We start from the raw sequence: 18,589 nt of genomic DNA, 5'->3' as shown, positions 1-18,589 counted from the left end.
GCGATTACTTACCTTGATTTAACCATTGCATATAAAGCTCAACGCCTTCGGCAACCGTTTTAAATGGTGCGGTATAACCTGCTTTACGTAAGTTTGTGAGATCTGCTTGTGTAAAGGCTTGATAACGACCTTTCAATTTTTCTGGAAATTCAATATGTTCGATAGAGAGATCTTTATCTTTATGGTGCGCAATAACTGCGTTTGCAACCGCTTGGAATGATTCAGCGCGGCCTGTACCACAGTTAAAAATTCCCGATACATTATTGCGCCAGAACCATAAATTAACCGCAGCCACATCACCTACATAAATAAAGTCGCGTTGGAAGGTTTCGCTACCTTCAAATAACTTAGGATTTTGTCCAGCATTTACTTGGTTATTTAAGTGGAATGCAACACTTGCCATACCGCCTTTATGTCCTTCACGAGGGCCATAAACATTAAAATAACGGAAGCCACAAATCATCGATTCTGCTTCAGGTAAAATTTGGCGTACATATTCATCGAATAGGAATTTTGAATAACCGTAGACATTTAAAGGTGCTTCGTATTTTCTATCTTCGATAAAGTTATCTGTACGACCGCCATAAGTGGCAGCCGAAGAGGCATATAAGAAAGGAATTTGGCGTTCAAGACAAAAATGAAGTAGCTCTTTAGAATATTGATAGTTGTTATCCATCATATATTTGCCATCCCACTCAGTGGTCGATGAGCAAGCACCTTCATGGAAAACTGCATCGATATCGCCGAAATCATCACCAGCAACAACGCTCGCAATAAAATCTTCTTTATCCATGTAATCGGTAATATTCAGATCGACCAAATTCACGAACTTGGTGCCATCTTTAAGGTTATCAACAACCAATATATCGGTATAACCTTCATCATTTAATGCTTTAACAATATTGCTGCCGATAAAACCTGCACCGCCCGTGACGATAATCATGTGGCTACCCCTTCATATAAAAATCTAAAAATTAGCTCTAGGTCTATAATAACACTGAACAGCATTAACGGTAGTATTCATCACGGAACAACAGGCTGAAATTCTCGATAAACACAGTGTGTATTAGTGATCTTAATTACATAAATAACATTATTTATTTACATTTGTCGTTTTTAATAGAACAAAGGAATAGAATAAGAAACAATAACGACTACATTATAATCAAAAATGTATGTTACCTCTTTTCGCCCTGTAGTCTTAGGAGAAAGTATGTCTACCCACTCTTTCTATCAACAAATTAATCAACAACTCGAACAAACTCGTCAAGATGGCCTCTTTAAAAATGAGCGTATCATCACTTCTTCACAAAACGCAGATATCGCCGTTGCTGACGGAAGCCATGTTATTAACTTCTGCGCCAATAACTATTTAGGTTTGGCTAATCATCCCAAACTGATTGAAGCAGCAAAAGCAGGTATGGATAGCCACGGTTTTGGTATGGCATCTGTACGTTTTATTTGTGGTACTCAAGATTCACATAAAACATTAGAAAATAAAATTGCTGAATTTTTAGGTATGGAAGATGCCATTTTGTATTCCTCTTGCTTTGATGCCAATGGTGGATTATTTGAAACATTAATGGGGCCCGAAGATGCAATTATCTCTGATGCCTTAAACCATGCTTCTATTATTGATGGTGTGCGTTTATGTAAAGCGAAGCGTTATCGCTACGCCAATAACAATATGGCAGAACTGCGCGCACAACTTGAAAAAGCTAAAGCAGAGAATGCTCGCCACATTATGATCGCGACAGACGGCGTATTTTCTATGGATGGTGTGATTGCAGATCTTAAAAGTATCTGTGATTTAGCGGATGAATTTGGTGCCTTAGTGATGGTCGATGATTCGCATGCCGTGGGTTTTGTGGGTGAACAAGGCCGCGGAACTCATGAGTATTGTGATGTGATGGACAGAGTCGACATTATCACGGGCACTTTAGGTAAAGCCTTAGGCGGTGCATCGGGTGGTTACACCGCAGCACGCAAAGAAGTGGTTGAGTGGTTACGTCAGCGTTCTCGCCCTTATTTATTTTCCAACTCGTTAGCACCTGCAATTGTTTCTGCCTCTATTGCTGTTTTAGATATGCTGAAAACAGGCGATGAAATACGTGCTCGTTTATGGCGTAACGCTTCGCTTTTCCGTGAAAAAATGAGTGCGGCAGGCTTTACATTGGCGGGTGCTGATCACGCGATTATTCCAGTGATGCTAGGCGACGCTAAATTAGCACAAGAGTTTGCAACCCGCTTACTTGATGAAGGAATTTATGTCACAGGATTCTTCTATCCTGTTGTACCACAAGGCCAAGCTCGTATTCGTACACAAATGTCGGCAGCACATACTACTGAACAAATTGAGCGTGCAGTGGCGGCATTTATCAAAATCGGCAAACAACTTAATGTGATTGCATAAGGTTCCCATATGAAAGCATTGTCAAAATTAAAAGCGCAAGAAGGTATCTGGATGACCGATGTTCCAGTACCTGAACTTGGTCATAACGATGTGATGATCAAAATTCGTAAAACAGCAATTTGTGGCACTGATGTTCATATTTATAACTGGGACGAGTGGTCACAAAAAACAATTCCTGTTCCTATGGTTGTGGGTCATGAGTATATCGGCGAAATTGTTGCGATAGGACAGGAAGTGAAAGGTTTTAATATTGGTGATCGCGTCTCTGGTGAAGGGCATATCACTTGTGGTCATTGCCGTAATTGCCGTGGTGGTCGTACGCATTTATGCCGTAATACCATTGGGGTGGGTGTAAATCGCCCGGGCTGTTTTGCTGAATATCTGGTTATCCCTGCCTTTAATGCATTTAAAATTCCAGACAATATTCCTGATGAATTAGCAGCTATTTTTGACCCATTTGGTAATGCCGTTCATACCGCGTTATCTTTTGATTTAGTGGGAGAAGATGTGCTGGTTTCTGGTGCTGGCCCAATTGGTATTATGGCTGCTGCAATTTGTAAACATGTGGGTGCACGTCATGTGGTGATCACGGATGTTAATGAATATCGCCTTGATCTTGCGAAAAAAATGGGTGTTACCCGAGCAGTTAATGTCAGCAAAGAAAACTTAATCGATGTGATGAAAGAGCTAGGCATGACAGAAGGTTTTGATGTGGGATTAGAAATGTCAGGTGCACCACCTGCGTTTCGTACCATGCTGAATACTATGAATCATGGCGGTCGTATTGCCCTTTTAGGTATTCCGCCTTCTGATATGGCGATTGATTGGGGACAAGTTATCTTTAAGGGATTGTTTATTAAAGGTATCTATGGCCGTGAGATGTTCGAAACATGGTATAAAATGGCGGCACTTATTCAGTCTGGCCTTGATCTCTCGCCTATTATTACTCATCAATTCCCAATTGATGAATTTCAAAAAGGCTTTGATATCATGCGTTCAGGTCAATCGGGTAAAGTGATTTTAGATTGGCTGTGATATGTGATAGCTAAGCAAAAAAAGAGCCTTTTAAGGCTCTTTTTTGTTGCATTATTTTTCAACTTCACCGATTTCGTTCGGAGTAGGCGTAGGCGGTATTTTCTTTTTTTCTGATGAGTTAAATCCGCTTGATAAGGTATTAATCAGCGTACTTTTTTTCATCGAAATAATGGCTTCTTGTGCGGGTTTTAACCAAGACGCAGGTTTTGGCTCTTGTGGTTGTTCTGTTGGCGGTACAACTTTGGGTGGTTCTGGTTGTATTGGTTTTTCTGCCTGTGGTTTTAATAGAGTACTCGGTGCAACCAGTTGAATATCAGCAGGTAATAAAGGCAACTGCTGCTGTAATGCTCGGACGGTTGAAGGGTGAGGGTGTCCAATCGCAATTGCAGAGCCATTCTTTCGTGCTAAAGCAATAGCGCGAGCGAGTTGTTGTCTTGTTTCAGCTTCGGTTTGTACGTTATCGAGAAAAACATGACGGCGTAAAGAAGGAACACCTGCGGCTTTTGCAGCAATGGCCGCTTGTGTATTACCAATGGTCACGCTATCTAAAAAATAGAGGTTTGAGTGATTAAGGGCTTTAATGACTCTATCCATCGCTTGTCTATCGGAGGTCATCGCACTACCCATATGGTTATTCATACCGACAGCGAAAGGAACATTACTAATAGCATGCTGAATAATGCGGTTAATTTCATCCTGTCCCATAGAAGGTTTTAGGGTATCGCGCTCTAGAGGTTGTTTGCTAATAGGAGCCATTGGCATGTGGATCAGGATTTCTCGCCCTTGAGCATGAGCTTTAGTTGCCATTTCTTTACCATGAGGGGAATCAGGTAAAATAGCGATAGAAACTGCCGTAGGAAGTTGTAAAACTTGGTTATCTTCTTTTTTACGATAACCAAAATCATCAATCACAATGGCTAATTTGGCTGCGAATGCGGGAGTACTCACAACCAGACTTAGCAACATTAAACTAAGTAAAAAAGAGCGCTTGCGTTGTAATGTGCCAAGTAATTTCAAACCTACCTCCCAAGCCAAGGAACTGGATTTACCGCTTTCCCTTGACGTCTAATTTCAAAATAGAGTGCTGAACGCTCTTGCCCACCACTGTTACCGACTAAAGCAATAGCTTGTCCAGCTTTAACTTGCTGACCTACATTCACTAAAGCACTTTGGTTATAACCGTAAAGACTCATATCGCCTTTACCGTGTTCAACCACGACGACTAAACCATAGCCTTGAAGCCAATCGGCTAACAACACGCGACCATCAGCAATAGCTTTCACTTCGGTACCTTGCGCCGCGGGTATAACAATACCTTTCCAACGTAATTCTCCAGAGCCAGAAATAGACTCGCCAAAACGGTGTAATAAAGAGCCTCTGATAGGCCAAATGGCTTGTCCAGCAGGTCTACCCAAACCGCCTGTACGAGACATCAATGATTGCTCTTCGGCTGTTGGTTTATAGGTTGAACCTCGTTGTTGTGCTTCACGCTGTTTTGCTGCAATGCGAGCGGCTTCTCGGGCCTCTCGCTCAGCACGGGCTTTGGCTTCACGCTCTGCTTGTGCAATTTTATTTCTTAACTGTGCTTCGTTAGCCCGCATAGTGGCTAAATTTTTCTGATCCGCTTTTAATGTTGATTCAAGTTGAGTTAGCGTTTTTTGGCGAGCGGCTAATGCGTTATCAAGCTTTTGCTTCTCTTGTTGTTGCTTTGTGAGAACTTGTTTTTGTTCATTTTGTTTTGCTTGTTGAGCGTTTTTTTCCGCTTCAAGTTCTTTTGAGGTTTGAGCAAGCTCTGCCATTGTTTCTTTACGCGCATCATTAATATAGCTGTAATACGCTAAGATACGCTCTTCACGCTGGCCTTCTTCACCACGAAATAGAAGCTCTATACCTTGATGTTTACCTTGACGATAAGCCGCATCCATTTGGCGAGCTAATAATTCTTGTTGAGACTGATACTGTTTTTGTAAGCGTGCAATATTTGCGGTAATGGTTTTGATCTCTTTGCCTAATGTTTGTAAGCGGTTTTGTGTTTCATGCACAGAGCGACCAGCGCTAGAAATTTGGGTTTCCTGTGTTTTTAATTGATTAAGAAGGGCTGTACGTTGTTTTTGTTGTTCTTGAACCTGTTTTTCTTTTTCAGCAATCGTGGTTTGTAAATCTTTTAGCTGATTACGATTATCCGTTAATGTGTTCGCAAAAACAGGTGATGCAGAAAAGAGAGAGGTGCTAATAAGCAACGTGATTAACGGTAAAGAAAATACACGATAAGACGGATGTGTTTTTTTTTGAAGATCCATTTTCTCTGCCATCTGACCAACGTACCTTTCATAACAGTTTGTAAGATTATTTCATGTCACAAAACAACTGACCAGCTAACACGAAATAAAGCCGAAATTTCAGATAATACCTAACAGGTAATCTATTCAATTAATAAGAGATTATAAAGCAATAATAATAAGAGAGCGGAAAAAAGAGGCAATCTGTGTGACAGCGCAATAGAATATCACGCTGTCCACGAGAGAGATTATTCGACGATAGTACCCCAAAGGTCATATTCGTCAGCATGTTCAATAAGAACACGCACGATTTGCCCTGGCTCTACATCAAATTGCTCATTGAGGTAAACCGCACCATCAATTTCAGGAGCATCAGCCATGCTACGACCAATCGCGCCTTCTTCATCGACTTCATCAATCATAACCAGCAATACTTTGCCGATTTTTTCTTGCAGGCGTTCAGTCGAAATTTGTTGTTGCAACTGCATAAAGCGATGATAACGTTCTTCTTTCACTTCTTCAGGCACTTGATCCGCCAGTTCATTTGCTTTTGCACCATCAACAGGGCTGTATTTAAAGCAACCTACGCGATCTAAACGAGCTTCGGTGAGGAAATCCAACAACATTTGGAAATCTTCTTCTGTTTCCCCCGGAAAACCAACAATAAAGGTAGAACGTAAGGTTAATTCAGGGCAAATTTCACGCCAGCGTTTTACGCGCTCTAAGGTACGTTCAACAGAGCCTGGGCGTTTCATCAGTTTTAAGATCTTAGGGCTAGCATGCTGAAGCGGAATATCTAAATAAGGCAAAATTTTGCCTTCAGCCATTAAAGGAATGACATCATCAACATGTGGGTATGGATAAACGTAGTGTAAACGAACCCAAATGCCTAATTTTGCCAGTTGTTCACATAAACTGACCATACTGGTTTTGACAGGCATTCCATCCCAAAAACCCGTTTGATGTTTAGTATCAACACCGTAAGCAGAAGTATCTTGAGAGATAACAAGTAACTCTTTTACGCCTGCATTAACTAATCTTTTAGCTTCACCTAATACTTCACCAATTGGACGACTGTCTAAATCGCCTCGCATTGATGGAATAATGCAGAAAGTACAACGGTGATTACAGCCTTCAGATATTTTTAAATAGGCGTAATGACGAGGCGTTAATTTTACACCTTGTTCAGGAACAAGGCTGAGAAAAGGATTGTGATCAGGTTTTGGTACATAGTGGTGAATATGAGATAAAACTTGCTCATAACTATGAGGCCCTGTGATTTCGAGTACTTTTGGGTGCACTTCACGAATTTGGTTCTCTTTTGCACCTAAACAGCCAGTAACAATCACTTTACCGTTTTCATCGAGTGCTTCACCAATCGCTTCTAGCGATTCTTGTACTGCGCTGTCAATAAACCCACAGGTGTTGACGATGACTAAATCAGCATCATTATAGGTAGGAACAACTTGATAACCTTCTGTGCGCAGTTCGGTTAGGATACGTTCAGAGTCCACTAAATTTTTAGGACAACCTAATGAAACGAATCCAATTTTAGGCACTTGATTTGTTTGCGACATGCTCGTGTTCTCAATACTTTTAAATAAATAACAGATAGTTGTTGTATCTCAGACAGGTATAAATCTTACGTAAAATGGGCGATTTTATACGTAAGTAGCCATTATAAGGGATGCTGATTTATTAATAGCTTGCCTGAAGAGGGATCCTGTAGAGTAAAAAGGCAATGCCTTTTCAATTCATCATTTTTCACGGAACCGGCACTAATGGTACATAAATCCGTCAATAAAAAAAATGATTGTTGAGAAACTTTCCGCAAAAATAGAAAGAGAAACGCAGGAATAGGCTGTAATTGCGCCATGACAAAGGTATACTTTGGCTCTTTGATACTATTTTTAACTAACGAGAGTGATTGCATCCTATGCTGCAAGAAGTAATGCAATTTTTCAACCGGCACACCCTGTTAAGTTTTGTTTGGGTCGCATTGCTGGTGGCGGTCATTGTATTGACCTTTAAAGGGCTTTTTTCTAAGACGAAAAATATTTCCCGTACAGAAGCGATTTCTTTGATAAACAAAGAGAATGCGGTGTGTGTTGATATCCGTAGCCGTGATGAGTTCCGTAAAGGACACATCATTGATTCTATCAATTTAACGCCTTCTGAAATCAAAAGTAATAATATTGCTGAGCTGGAGAAATATAAATCACAGCCAGTTATTGTTGTGTCACCATCAGGCATTGAAGGTGCAAAACCTGCTGAGAGCCTAATTAAACTCGGTTTTGAAAAAGTCTTTATCTTAAAAGATGGTCTTTCAGGCTGGAGTGGTGAGAATTTACCACTGGCTAAAGGTAAAAAGTAACGAGCGGGCAGATTGAGTTCTATACTTACTGCTATTCAATTAATAAGGATATAAAAAGGTAAGATTATTATGTCAGAACAGCAAAACCAAGAGATGACTTTTCAAATTCAACGTATCTATACAAAAGATATCTCTTTTGAAGCGCCTAATGCCCCACAAGTTTTCCAAAAAGAGTGGCAACCAGAAGTTAAATTAGATCTGGATACTTCTTCTAATACTTTAGCTGAAAACGTCTATGAAGTTATTCTGCGCGTGACTGTAACCGCAACAATGGATAACGAAACTGCATTCCTGTGTGAAGTTCAACAAGCAGGTATCTTTACCGTTGAAGGTATCGAAGGCACTCAATTAGCACATTGCTTAGGTGCATATTGCCCTAACGTTCTGTTCCCTTATGCTCGTGAATGTATCACTAACTTAGTCAGCCGTGGTACTTTCCCACAACTGAATTTAGCACCAGTTAACTTTGATGCGTTGTTTATGAACTATTTACAACAGCAACAAACTGATGCCGCTAATGAAGGGGCTGAAGAAGCTTAATGAACGCTTCTATGACAGTTATCGGTGCCGGTTCATACGGCACCGCTTTAGCGATTACACTGGCACGCAATGGTCATGACGTTGTGCTTTGGGGTCATGATCCTGCGCATGTTGCTGCGTTAGAGCAAGCTCGCTGTAATCAGGCATTTCTGCCCGATGTTTCCTTTCCTGATAGTTTATACATGGAAGCTTCTTTGCAAAAAGCCATTGAAGCCAGCCGTAATATTCTGGTTGTGATCCCAAGCCATGTTTTTGGTGATGTATTACAACAGATCAAACCCTTTTTACGTCAGGATGCGCGTGTTGTTTGGGCGACAAAAGGACTTGAGGCACATACTGGTCGCTTATTGCAAGATGTAGCGCGTGAAGTATTAGGTAATGAAATCCCGCTAGCAGTTTTATCAGGCCCTACCTTTGCGAAAGAGCTTGCGGCAGGTCTACCTACTGCGATTTCTGTGGCATCAACGGATAATACCTTCTCTGAAGAACTTCAACAGTTGTTCCATTGTGGCAAAAGCTTCCGTGTTTATAAAAACCCTGACTTTATCGGTGTGCAATTAGGTGGCGCGGTAAAAAACGTGATTGCTATTGGTGCGGGTATGTCTGATGGTATGGGCTTTGGTGCTAATGCACGTACCGCACTGATTACCCGAGGTCTTGCTGAAATGAGCCGTTTAGGGAAAGCATTAGGTGCAGATGCAGCAACCTTTATGGGAATGGCAGGGTTAGGTGATTTAGTCTTAACCTGTACTGATAACCAATCTCGTAATCGTCGATTCGGCATGATGCTAGGTCAAGGTTTTGATGTTGATACTGCCCAAGAGAAAATCGGGCAGGTAGTTGAAGGTTATCGTAATACCAAAGAAGTTCGCGCATTAGCAGAACAAGTTGGTGTTGAAATGCCTATCACTGAGCAGATCTACCAGATTTTATATCAGCATAAAGATGCCAAAGAAGCGGCATTATCTTTATTAGGCCGCGCAACGAAAGATGAGATAGACAGCAATCTGTTCTAAGTCTATTTTAAATAGTCAGTTATTTATTTCTGTTTTAAACATAAGAAGCCTAAGTTTTTGCTTAGGCTTCAATGTAAAAGAATGAGAGTGAGTATGTCGCTAGAAGAGCTAAAAAGAGTCTGGGATCATATTAAAAATGAAGCAAGATGTTTGGCAGATTGCGAACCAATTTTGGCCAGTTTCTTCCATGCGACATTACTCAAGCATGAAAATTTAGGCAGTGCTTTAAGTTATATGTTGGCGAACAAGCTGGCAACTCAGACAATGCCTGCGATTGCTGTGCGTGAGATTGTTGAAGAAGCATATCGTAGCGATAATTCTATGATTGAATCTGCCGCTTATGATATTTCCGCCGTTCGTTTACGCGATCCTGCTGTTGATAAATACTCCACACCTCTGCTTTATCTAAAAGGTTTCCATGCCTTACAAGCTTATCGCATAGCCCATTGGTTATGGGGGCAAGATCGTAAAGCACTTGCCATTTACCTACAAAACCAGATTTCAGTCACTTTTGGTGTTGATATTCATCCTGCAGCCCGCATTGGTCATGGCATAATGCTCGATCACGCGACAGGTATTGTGATTGGTGAAACGGCTATCGTAGAGAATGATGTCTCTATTTTACAATCTGTTACCTTAGGTGGTACAGGTAAAACTTGCGGTGATCGTCATCCTAAAGTGCGCGAAGGCGTGATGATTGGTGCCGGCGCTAAAATACTCGGCAATATCGAGATTGGTCGCGGTGCTAAAATTGGTGCGGGATCAGTGGTATTACATGAAGTGCCAGCACATACTACGGTTGCAGGAGTTCCTGCTCGCATTGTGGGTAAACCGACCAGTGACAAGCCTTCGCTCGATATGGATCAACACTTTAATGGTGTAGTACCCGGTTTTGAATGTGGTGATGGTATTTAATGGCATTAACCGAAGTCACACTCTCTGAACTTAAGGCTTGTTTACACGCTGAATATATTGGTGATAACAAGCCTTTTAGTTGGATAAGGCTTTTGCACCGTGTTTTTTTCTGCCAACGCTCACGTTATCTATTTTGGTGGCGTGTCGCCCAATTCTTTTATTTCTCTAATCATCGCTTTCTTAAAAAATTAGGCACTCGCATTGGTGCTAACAATAATCGTAATTATTGCAACGATATCTCACTAAGAACACGTATAGGCAAAGGTCTTTCATTACCGCATCCCATCGGGATTGTACTAACTAATTACTGTCAGTTAGGTGAGAATGTGACCTTAATGCAAGGTGTGACAATCGGTGTAAAAGCGAAAGATGGTAAAGCGGATATTCGAGTCGGTGATAACGTTTATATTGGCTGTAACTCATCGATTATTGGCGGAGAGATAGATATAGGTGATAATGCAGTGATTGGCGCCCACGCATTGGTGTTGAAAGATGTAGGGGAAGGGTGTCGGTATCTTACGAAGGTTGTTGCTGAAATAAAACGACCAGAAATAGATTAAATGACGTTTTAATATCTTTGGATTAAATAAAAAAAGCGCTTGCTCATTATTAATGATCAGCGCTTTTTACATTTCAGTCTCTTAATAATGCACCAGGATAACCAAGTTGACGCCATGCCTCGAAAACTACAACGGCAACAGTATTTGATAGGTTCATACTGCGACTATCTGCAAGCATAGGGACTCTGATTTTCTGCTGTGTTGGCATATTATCCAATACATAAGGTGGTAAACCACGAGTTTCAGGTCCAAACAGGAGATAATCTCCATCTTGATAGCTCACATTACTGTGTGCAGGAGTCCCTTTTGTCGTTAAAGCAAATACACGCGCACCTGTCGGTGATTGTGCATTATCAGGGTTTAAACCTTCACTTTCTAAAAAAGCATAATAATCGTGGTGCTGTTTAATATCAGCAAATTCACGATAATCAAGCCCAGCACGACGGAGACGTTTATCATCCCAAGTAAAACCCAATGGTTGGATCAAATGGAGATGAAAGCCTGTGTTAGCACACAGGCGAATAATATTACCCGTATTCGGTGGAATTTCGGGTTCAAATAAGACGATATTGAGCATTATTTATTTAACTTGATAATAATTTTTATACCAATCAACAAACTGTTTTACACCTTCATCTACGCTTGTTTGAGGTTTATAACCTGTTGCTTTAAATAAATCCTCGGTATCTGCCCATGTGGTGTAAACATCGCCTGGTTGCATTGGTAACATGTTTTTATCTGCAGTTTTTCCTAAATGAGTTTCTAATGCGCTAATGTAATCCATTAAATTAACTGGAGAACCATTACCAATATTATAAACTTTGTAAGGTGCAGAGCTGTTAGCTGGAGTTCCTATACTCACTTTCCAATCTTGTTGTGGTGTTGGTATTACATCAGCGATGCGAGCCACACCTTCCACGATATCTTCAACATAAGTAAAGTCGCGCTTCATTTCACCGTTGTTATAAATATCAATAGGATCATCGTTGATAATGGCTTTTGTAAATTTAAATAATGCCATATCAGGACGACCCCAAGGACCATAGACAGTGAAAAAGCGTAATCCAGTTGTCGGTATACCATATAAATGAGAATAGCTGTGAGCCATTAATTCATTAGCTTTTTTCGTTGCCGCATATAAAGAAACAGGGTGGTTAGCCTGATCATGAGGTGAAAATGGCAATTCATCATTTAAGCCATAAACAGAACTTGATGAAGCATAAACAAGATGCTTAACATTATTATGGCGGCATCCTTCTAAAATCGTTAAAAAGCCTGTTAAATTGCTATCAGCGTAAGAAAACGGGTTAATTAGTGAATATCTAACACCTGCTTGTGCAGCTAGATGAATCACTCTATCAAATCTCTCAGTTTCAAATAGACTAGCCATTTTTTCCCTATCAGCTAGGTCAATAAGAGAAAATGAAAAGTTATTTAATTGATTCAGAATGTTAAGTCTGGATTCTTTTAAAGAGACATCATAATAATCATTGAGATTATCGATACCAACAACAGTTTCACCTTGTTGAATTAGTTTTTTTATTAGATGAAAACCAATGAATCCTGCCGCACCAGTGACTAAATATTTCATTACGTAATTAACCCGTATTTATTAATTAATCGTTACCAAAGAGGTCACGAGTATAAACTTTTTCTTCAACATCGTTTAGCATTGATGACATTCTATTGGTGATAATCACATCAGAGATTGATTTAAATTCGTTTAAATCACGAACTAATCTTGAGTTAAAGAAGGTTTCTTCTTTCATCTCAGGCTCATAAATTACCACTTCAATTCCTTTAGCTTTAATGCGTTTCATAATGCCTTGGATTGAAGATGAGCGGAAATTATCAGAACCCGATTTCATAATTAAACGATAAACACCCACGATTTTTGGTGATTTAGCAATAATAGAGTCTGCAATAAAGTCTTTACGTGTGCGGTTAGCTTCAACGATTGCACTAATAATATTATTAGGAACAGAGTCGTAGTTTGCTAATAGCTGTTTAGTATCTTTTGGTAAGCAGTAACCACCGTAACCGAATGATGGGTTATTATAGTGATGACCAATGCGCGGATCTAAACAGACACCTTCGATGATTTGTTTTGCATTTAGGTTGTAAGCCTGAGCGTAGCTATCTAACTCATTAAAGTAAGCAACACGTAATGCTAAATAAGTATTAGCAAATAATTTAATCGCTTCTGCTTCTGTGGAATCTGTAAAAAGAACATCAATATCTTTTTTCAGTGCGCCTTGTTGTAAAAGGTCAGCAAATTTTTGTGCTCTTTCTGATTGCTCACCAATCACAATACGAGATGGGTATAAATTATCGTAAAGCGCACGGCCTTCACGCAAGAATTCAGGAGAGAAAATAATATTATTGGTATTATATTTCTCTCTCATTTCTTTGGTAAAACCAACAGGAATGGTTGATTTTATAATCATTGTGGTGTTTGGGTTATATTCTAAAACATCACGAATAACAGACTCTACAGAAGATGTATTGAAATAGTTTGTTTTAGGATCGTAATCGGTAGGTGTGGCAATGATAACGAAATCGGCATCTTTATAAGCGAGTTCTTTATCTAATGTTGCAGTAAAATCAAGCTCTTTGGTTACTAAAAACTCTTCAATTTCTTTATCTGAAATTGGAGAGATTTTTTTGTTTAGTAATTCAACTTTTTCTTTATTGATATCTAACGCAACAACTTTGTTGTTTTGGGAAAGAAGGATCCCGTTAGATAGGCCGACATAGCCGGTCCCAGAGATGGTGATTTTCATTAAGATAATCCTTTAATAACATTTATAAGTTTAGAATACTGTTTATTTTCATCATATAAAGTAGTTGAGTCAGATATTTTTATAGGATCCCAATCAATTTTAGTAGATAAAATAATTTTTCTAGAAAATTCTATATATGAGTCATTATTTACAAGCAATCCATTATTTTCATTTATTATTTCTTTAGGTCCAAAAGGACAATCAACAGATATAACTGGTAATCCTAATGAGTTTGCTTCTAATAATACATTAGGAAATCCTTCATATTCAGAGGTAAGTAAAAAAATATCAGAGTTAAATAAGTGATCTAATGTATTCTGGGAGTAATTTATAATATTTATTTTTCCTTGAAGATTATTGGTGGTAATAAAATCATCCAGATTTTTTTTTACTAAATTATCTTCCTTTATCCAGTCTCTATATCCAACTAAAGATAGGTAAATATTATCATCTTCTTTTAAAGCTAGATTAAATGCCTCTAACATGAAATCTAATCTTTTTTGTTTGCTGAATCTACCAACAAAAATAAAATGTTTATTTTCGATTGTTGATTTTATTTTTTTTGATTTATTCACTGGGTTATAAATTGTTATTATATTTTTAACTTCCCAACTGTCTTTTAAATTATTTTCCATTTCTTTGCATTGGGCTATAATAATATCAATTTTTTTAAAGAAAAAATTAAATAGCTTCTTATATAGAATATTTTTGGAACCTATTAATAAGTCTAGATTGTTAATACACCTGCATATTAATTGAGTTTTTCTTTTCATATACAAAAATCTAAATATTGAAAAATAAACTCCAATACGATGATCACCACAGATAATAGTATTGTAAGTTTTTTTATTATTAAAAATAAAACTTAAAAAATTATATTTATTTTTCATAACAAAAACATTGCTGATGCCTTTATTAATAATATTCATTAGTGGCTTTTCGGAGGTGTCGGTGAGAACGATAATATCGATATTAAATCCTTTTTTATTAAGGAAGTTAGCAATCCTAATGATATTGTTTTCGGCACCACCATTAATAAGCCATTTAACTGCAATGAGTATTTTCATTTGAATCTTTTCTTCTAAGTATTAATATAAAAATCCAGAATAATGGAAATGCAAATTGTATTTTTGTTAAGAGAATACAAGTAAAATAAGACATTTTTCTGTAATTTTTTAAAAAAGGGTAACATATAAAATATAAAATAATGATACTTATGAAACCGAACTTTATAAAAGTATAAAATAATAACCCAGAATCATTAGGGGTTGCATATTTTCTATTGACTAACTCGGTCGAACAGGAGTTATCTTCATTGCAAGAAGCTTTTGTGCCATCCATAATTTCTTTTTCAATACCATATAGACCAGAACCTGTTATCAACAAATCAATATCTCTGTCAAAAATAACATGAACAAGATTAAATCTAATGCTTGATGTATTATTGATTTTATCAAATTGAGTTTTGATAAAGCTATTTTGAGAAAAATAAGATAAGGAAATTAAAAGTAAAATTGATGTAATTAAATAAGATAATTTAATTTTTTTTAAAATTTTCAATAAATAATAAAGAAGAATCAATATGAAGCTAATACTAGCTAAACTAAGAATCATTGTTAAGAATGTTATTAAAAATAATTTATTATTCTTGCATCCTAAAGATTTCAATGATAACAAAATTGTAAAAATAGATATAGAGTAAGTAGATGGTTCTACAAAAAGACCTGTACATCTATATATTGAAATGCTACTTTCAACACCATAGAGTAAGTATCTAGAGTGTTCATGTGTAATTGGATAAATGAAATCAAAATAATAACCAGTTAAATAAACTAAGATAAATTGAATTATAAAAGAAGTAATGTGGATAATTAATATAAAACTTAATATTTTTATTAATATTTCTCTTTTTTCATATTGTATAACTATAGATAGTATAAAAATATAAAATGCTAAAATTACATACTTATAAAAGTTTTTTTCAAAAGAGTCAATAAATTCATTTGCTGGAGTATAGGTTAATATATTAAATTTAAAGAGTATTGAATGAATAAGGATAAATATTATAGAAATGGTTAATATCATTATTTTTTTTGCAGAAATATAGATATTTTTTTTATTAAAAATAAAATAAATGATAATAAATATAAATGCTAATGGAATAGTTCCTGCACTATGGTTTGATAAAGTTGATAAAAATAACGAGAGAAAAAGACTAAAATTTTTCATAATGGCTACTTATAGCTTTTCTTGTTAACTCATTCCAGTAATGTCTTTCAGATAATACTTCATTGTTTTTTATATTAGCTTTTATTTCTTCATAGAATTTTTCATTTGTCATTTTTACTAATGCATCTTTAATTGTATTAGGCTCTGAATCATTGATAATTAAAGAATTAATATTATTAATTGCTAATGCGTTTATCCCCCCCACATTAGTCACAATAACAGGTTTTTCATAATACCAGGCCTCAGCTATAACCCTTGGAAACCCTTCATAGGTATTACAAGATGGAACAATAAGTGAGTGGCAATGTGAATAAAAATACTGTAGCTCTATAGTGTTTTTAGGGCCTGTTAGAATAATATCCTTATAGTTATTTTTTTTAATTAATTGATTTATTTCATCGAAATCTTTACCATAACCAACAATGACTAGTTTGTAATTACTATTATTTATTTTGAATGAATTAAATGCATCAATTAATTGTATGATACCTTTATCTTTCTGAATTCTACCCACGAATAAGAAAAAGTCATTTTTATTTTTACCTGTATTTTTTTCTTTTTCTGGAAGTGAGATATCTAATAGATGATTTGAGTTTTTATATCTTTTATTTAAGATATCTCCTGTAGAAAAAATAATACATTTTTCATATGAATCGATCTGATTCATTTTATTCAAAATGTATTTTTCTAATAAACTAGATAAAATATACTTAATGCCAGGTTTATATTTTTTTCTTGATATACCTTTTACGTCAGCACAGAAGTGAGATATAAAAAATCTATTGTTCTTTATTAATTTATTTGTAAATATAATGCTTATTAATGCTGGATTTCTCACCCAAAAAATAGCATCGGGATTATTTCTTATTACTGAATCCATTTTTTTATTGAGTTTTACAAAATTGACTGGATTAAGTAAGTATTTAATTAACGAGATATTAGAATCAAAAAAAGGTAATTCAATAAAATCAATATTTTCTAGATATCCAATAGTTTTTTCATTTTCATGTTTTTTTACTTGAGACATAAATGAAACATTTTCAGAAGAAAATGTTTCATTTATGAAAAGACAGGAGCTAGAACTGTAATAATATTTGTTATCTTCTTTATAAAATTTTTCACCTAAAAGACAGATTATTTTCATGAATTAAGGCTCTTAGCAGGAATTCCACCTACGGTTGTGTTTGAGTAAACTTTTTTAGTAACAACAGATCCCGCAGCAATGATACAATTATCACCTATTTCTACACCTGGCAAAATAGTAACACCATTTCCTATCCAAGTATTATTTCCAATTTTAACTGCTTTTTTTTCTTTGGGAACAGAACCTATGGCTGTACCTATTTTTGCATGATTCATTGTAGCAACCATTACATTAGGACCAAACCTAACATTATCACCGATAGTTACTCCTCCAATACAATCAATAATATTATTTCTTCCAAAGCCAGAACGGGTGCCTACTATCAAATTTTCTGGATGATATATTTCAACATTCTCTTTAATTGTTATTTTTTTACCATGTTTTTTAAAAAATAAGCTAAGAAAAAATCCTCTCGTATAATGGCCAATTCTGCCTGGAATAAACAAAAAAAGCCATTGATAAAAAGACCATAATTCTTCTAAAAAAATTCTTTTCACTTTTTTCATCTACGACCCCATTTGTATGCCATTTTTTTTATAAATGTGGGAGATATTCTTACCATCAAGATAAGACTAGTAAAAATAAAATTTTTAAATGAAAAACATTGTAATTTTTTCATTGCAATCATTCGAATAGAAAAATCATTTATTGCTTTATTTATTCCTCTTTTATTATAAAAATTATCAGATATTCTAAAATATAAAAGCGGTTTCTCAATATTAGAAAATTTGTAACCATGCGCCATTAAGTTAACCCAGAGCATATAATCTTGAGTGTTCATTAAATTTTGATTGTATCTATTGTTTCTTAAGAAAATTTCCTTTCTCATCATGACAGTAGGATGATTTAATGGACATTTTCTTATGATATTTTTCAGTAAAACATCATGTTTAGGTTCCATCCTTTTTATATTTAACACTTTTGCATTTTGATCAATTTCTATTACACTGGAACCAATAATATCTATATCTTTATTTTTTAATAGAAAATTACTCTGTATTTCTAAGCGATCTAAAGTACATATATCATCAGCATCCATTCTGGCAAAATAATCAAATTCAAAGTTAGATATGGCATAATCTATCATTTGATTTAATCTTGTTGCTAATCCTTTTTTTTCGTTATGGAAAAACATTGTGATATTTTTATGCTCTTTAAAAATATCTACTCCTTCTTTTAAATATTCATCGATATAGCCATCGATAGATAATAATAAATGGAAATTAGATTCAGATTGATTTAGTATACTATTAATACTATCACAAACCCACTGTTTCTTATCATTCTGATAAATAGACATG

Annotated in this window: 19 protein-coding genes; 7 read left to right on the top strand and 12 right to left on the bottom strand. The window is 36.2% G+C overall.

What is annotated here, in order from left to right:
• Positions 1–4: 4 nt before the first annotated feature.
• A complete protein-coding gene (rfaD, locus tag ACNARN_RS15185) occupies positions 5–943 on the bottom strand; it encodes an ADP-glyceromanno-heptose 6-epimerase (protein WP_198620321.1) in 939 nt (312 codons plus the stop codon).
• A 270-nt stretch (positions 944–1,213) separates the two neighbouring features.
• Here rfaD and ACNARN_RS15180 point away from each other — a divergent pair, with 270 nt between their 5' ends.
• Both ACNARN_RS15180 and tdh read left to right on the top strand, forming a co-directional pair.
• Positions 1,214–2,413, top strand: coding sequence for a glycine C-acetyltransferase (locus ACNARN_RS15180; protein ID WP_198620322.1), 1,200 nt, complete (start codon positions 1,214–1,216; stop codon positions 2,411–2,413).
• A gap of 9 nt (positions 2,414–2,422) precedes the next feature.
• Positions 2,423–3,448: an L-threonine 3-dehydrogenase gene (gene tdh, locus ACNARN_RS15175; RefSeq protein ID WP_368887976.1), complete on the top strand. Its 1,026-nt coding sequence runs from the start codon at positions 2,423–2,425 to the stop codon at positions 3,446–3,448.
• Positions 3,449–3,499: 51 nt separating this feature from the next.
• On the opposite strand, the gene ACNARN_RS15170 is transcribed toward tdh, so the two are convergent.
• From ACNARN_RS15170 to rimO, 3 genes are all read right to left on the bottom strand, one after another.
• A complete protein-coding gene (locus ACNARN_RS15170; protein WP_416304637.1) occupies positions 3,500–4,465 on the bottom strand; it encodes a divergent polysaccharide deacetylase family protein in 966 nt (321 codons plus the stop codon).
• 2 nt (positions 4,466–4,467) lie between these two features.
• Positions 4,468–5,760, bottom strand: a complete 1,293-nt coding sequence (gene envC / locus ACNARN_RS15165; protein WP_198620325.1) for a murein hydrolase activator EnvC — start codon at positions 5,758–5,760, stop codon at positions 4,468–4,470.
• Between the two features lie 215 nt (positions 5,761–5,975).
• The gene (rimO, locus tag ACNARN_RS15160) at positions 5,976–7,304 is read right to left on the bottom strand and encodes a 30S ribosomal protein S12 methylthiotransferase RimO (RefSeq protein ID WP_006534208.1); all 1,329 of its coding nucleotides are present in this window, start codon (positions 7,302–7,304) and stop codon (positions 5,976–5,978) included.
• A gap of 359 nt (positions 7,305–7,663) precedes the next feature.
• On the opposite strand from rimO, the gene ACNARN_RS15155 reads away from it, so the two are divergent.
• The 5 genes from ACNARN_RS15155 to ACNARN_RS15135 all read left to right on the top strand — a co-directional run bounded on the left by ACNARN_RS15155 (position 7,664) and on the right by ACNARN_RS15135 (position 11,132).
• The gene (locus tag ACNARN_RS15155; RefSeq protein WP_109373443.1) at positions 7,664–8,101 is read left to right on the top strand and encodes a rhodanese-like domain-containing protein; all 438 of its coding nucleotides are present in this window, start codon (positions 7,664–7,666) and stop codon (positions 8,099–8,101) included.
• A gap of 69 nt (positions 8,102–8,170) precedes the next feature.
• The gene (gene secB / locus ACNARN_RS15150) at positions 8,171–8,641 is read left to right on the top strand and encodes a protein-export chaperone SecB (protein WP_006534205.1); all 471 of its coding nucleotides are present in this window, start codon (positions 8,171–8,173) and stop codon (positions 8,639–8,641) included.
• Positions 8,641–9,657 (top strand): NAD(P)H-dependent glycerol-3-phosphate dehydrogenase, encoded by a 1,017-nt coding sequence (gpsA, locus tag ACNARN_RS15145; RefSeq protein ID WP_198620326.1) that lies wholly within the window; start codon positions 8,641–8,643, stop codon positions 9,655–9,657. Before secB ends, gpsA begins: the two co-directional genes overlap by 1 nt.
• A 93-nt stretch (positions 9,658–9,750) precedes the next feature.
• Positions 9,751–10,572, top strand: coding sequence for a serine O-acetyltransferase (gene cysE / locus ACNARN_RS15140; RefSeq protein WP_036914561.1), 822 nt, complete (start codon positions 9,751–9,753; stop codon positions 10,570–10,572).
• Entirely contained in the window at positions 10,572–11,132 is a 561-nt protein-coding gene (locus ACNARN_RS15135) for a serine acetyltransferase (RefSeq protein WP_198620328.1), read from the top strand. Before cysE ends, ACNARN_RS15135 begins: the two co-directional genes overlap by 1 nt.
• Positions 11,133–11,205: 73 nt before the next feature.
• On the opposite strand, the gene trmL is transcribed toward ACNARN_RS15135, so the two are convergent.
• From trmL to ACNARN_RS15095, 8 genes are read right to left on the bottom strand one after another with little or no spacing between them, the layout of a single operon-like run.
• On the bottom strand, positions 11,206–11,709 hold the full coding sequence (gene trmL, locus ACNARN_RS15130; protein WP_036933349.1) for a tRNA (uridine(34)/cytosine(34)/5-carboxymethylaminomethyluridine(34)-2'-O)-methyltransferase TrmL: 504 nt from the start codon (positions 11,707–11,709) through the stop codon (positions 11,206–11,208).
• 3 nt (positions 11,710–11,712) lie between these two features.
• Complete coding sequence (locus ACNARN_RS15125) at positions 11,713–12,723, bottom strand: NAD-dependent epimerase (RefSeq protein WP_198620329.1); 1,011 nt, start codon at positions 12,721–12,723, stop codon at positions 11,713–11,715.
• A 25-nt stretch (positions 12,724–12,748) separates the two neighbouring features.
• On the bottom strand, positions 12,749–13,915 hold the full coding sequence (locus ACNARN_RS15120; RefSeq protein WP_198620330.1) for a nucleotide sugar dehydrogenase: 1,167 nt from the start codon (positions 13,913–13,915) through the stop codon (positions 12,749–12,751).
• Positions 13,915–14,982 (bottom strand): glycosyltransferase, encoded by a 1,068-nt coding sequence (locus ACNARN_RS15115; RefSeq protein WP_198620331.1) that lies wholly within the window; start codon positions 14,980–14,982, stop codon positions 13,915–13,917. Before ACNARN_RS15115 ends, ACNARN_RS15120 begins: the two co-directional genes overlap by 1 nt.
• A complete protein-coding gene (locus tag ACNARN_RS15110; RefSeq protein WP_198620332.1) occupies positions 14,960–16,144 on the bottom strand; it encodes a hypothetical protein in 1,185 nt (394 codons plus the stop codon). The genes ACNARN_RS15115 and ACNARN_RS15110 overlap by 23 nt, the downstream gene beginning before the upstream one ends.
• Positions 16,131–17,288, bottom strand: a complete 1,158-nt coding sequence (locus ACNARN_RS15105; RefSeq protein ID WP_198620333.1) for a glycosyltransferase — start codon at positions 17,286–17,288, stop codon at positions 16,131–16,133. Before ACNARN_RS15105 ends, ACNARN_RS15110 begins: the two co-directional genes overlap by 14 nt.
• A complete protein-coding gene (locus ACNARN_RS15100) occupies positions 17,285–17,794 on the bottom strand; it encodes an acyltransferase (protein ID WP_198620334.1) in 510 nt (169 codons plus the stop codon). Before ACNARN_RS15100 ends, ACNARN_RS15105 begins: the two co-directional genes overlap by 4 nt.
• Positions 17,791–18,588 carry a glycosyltransferase gene (locus tag ACNARN_RS15095; protein WP_198620335.1) on the bottom strand — a complete coding sequence of 266 codons (798 nt, stop codon included), beginning with the start codon at positions 18,586–18,588 and terminating at the stop codon, positions 17,791–17,793. Before ACNARN_RS15095 ends, ACNARN_RS15100 begins: the two co-directional genes overlap by 4 nt.
• Position 18,589 lies beyond the last annotated feature (1 nt).

Origin of the sequence: Proteus sp. TSJ240517 (genome assembly GCF_047921575.1) — a bacterium.
Lineage (GTDB): Bacteria > Pseudomonadota > Gammaproteobacteria > Enterobacterales > Enterobacteriaceae > Proteus.
The sequence above is the reverse complement of the archived record's forward strand: the minus strand, read 5'-3'. Positions and strand labels throughout refer to the sequence as shown.

Coding starts and splice junctions, on each gene's coding strand:
- ACNARN_RS15135 (WP_198620328.1), top strand. CDS start 10,572: ATGGCATTAACCGAAGTCACACTCTCTGAACTTAAGGCTTGTTTACAC.
- tdh (WP_368887976.1), top strand. CDS start 2,423: ATGAAAGCATTGTCAAAATTAAAAGCGCAAGAAGGTATCTGGATGACC.
- ACNARN_RS15125 (WP_198620329.1), bottom strand. CDS start 12,723: ATGAAATATTTAGTCACTGGTGCGGCAGGATTCATTGGTTTTCATCTA.
- trmL (WP_036933349.1), bottom strand. CDS start 11,709: ATGCTCAATATCGTCTTATTTGAACCCGAAATTCCACCGAATACGGGT.
- ACNARN_RS15180 (WP_198620322.1), top strand. CDS start 1,214: ATGTCTACCCACTCTTTCTATCAACAAATTAATCAACAACTCGAACAA.
- ACNARN_RS15120 (WP_198620330.1), bottom strand. CDS start 13,915: ATGAAAATCACCATCTCTGGGACCGGCTATGTCGGCCTATCTAACGGG.
- ACNARN_RS15100 (WP_198620334.1), bottom strand. CDS start 17,794: ATGAAAAAAGTGAAAAGAATTTTTTTAGAAGAATTATGGTCTTTTTAT.
- cysE (WP_036914561.1), top strand. CDS start 9,751: ATGTCGCTAGAAGAGCTAAAAAGAGTCTGGGATCATATTAAAAATGAA.
- ACNARN_RS15110 (WP_198620332.1), bottom strand. CDS start 16,144: ATGAAAAATTTTAGTCTTTTTCTCTCGTTATTTTTATCAACTTTATCA.
- rfaD (WP_198620321.1), bottom strand. CDS start 943: ATGATTATCGTCACGGGCGGTGCAGGTTTTATCGGCAGCAATATTGTT.
- ACNARN_RS15115 (WP_198620331.1), bottom strand. CDS start 14,982: ATGAAAATACTCATTGCAGTTAAATGGCTTATTAATGGTGGTGCCGAA.
- gpsA (WP_198620326.1), top strand. CDS start 8,641: ATGAACGCTTCTATGACAGTTATCGGTGCCGGTTCATACGGCACCGCT.
- ACNARN_RS15105 (WP_198620333.1), bottom strand. CDS start 17,288: ATGAAAATAATCTGTCTTTTAGGTGAAAAATTTTATAAAGAAGATAAC.
- rimO (WP_006534208.1), bottom strand. CDS start 7,304: ATGTCGCAAACAAATCAAGTGCCTAAAATTGGATTCGTTTCATTAGGT.
- envC (WP_198620325.1), bottom strand. CDS start 5,760: ATGGCAGAGAAAATGGATCTTCAAAAAAAAACACATCCGTCTTATCGT.
- secB (WP_006534205.1), top strand. CDS start 8,171: ATGTCAGAACAGCAAAACCAAGAGATGACTTTTCAAATTCAACGTATC.
- ACNARN_RS15095 (WP_198620335.1), bottom strand. CDS start 18,588: ATGTCTATTTATCAGAATGATAAGAAACAGTGGGTTTGTGATAGTATT.
- ACNARN_RS15155 (WP_109373443.1), top strand. CDS start 7,664: ATGCTGCAAGAAGTAATGCAATTTTTCAACCGGCACACCCTGTTAAGT.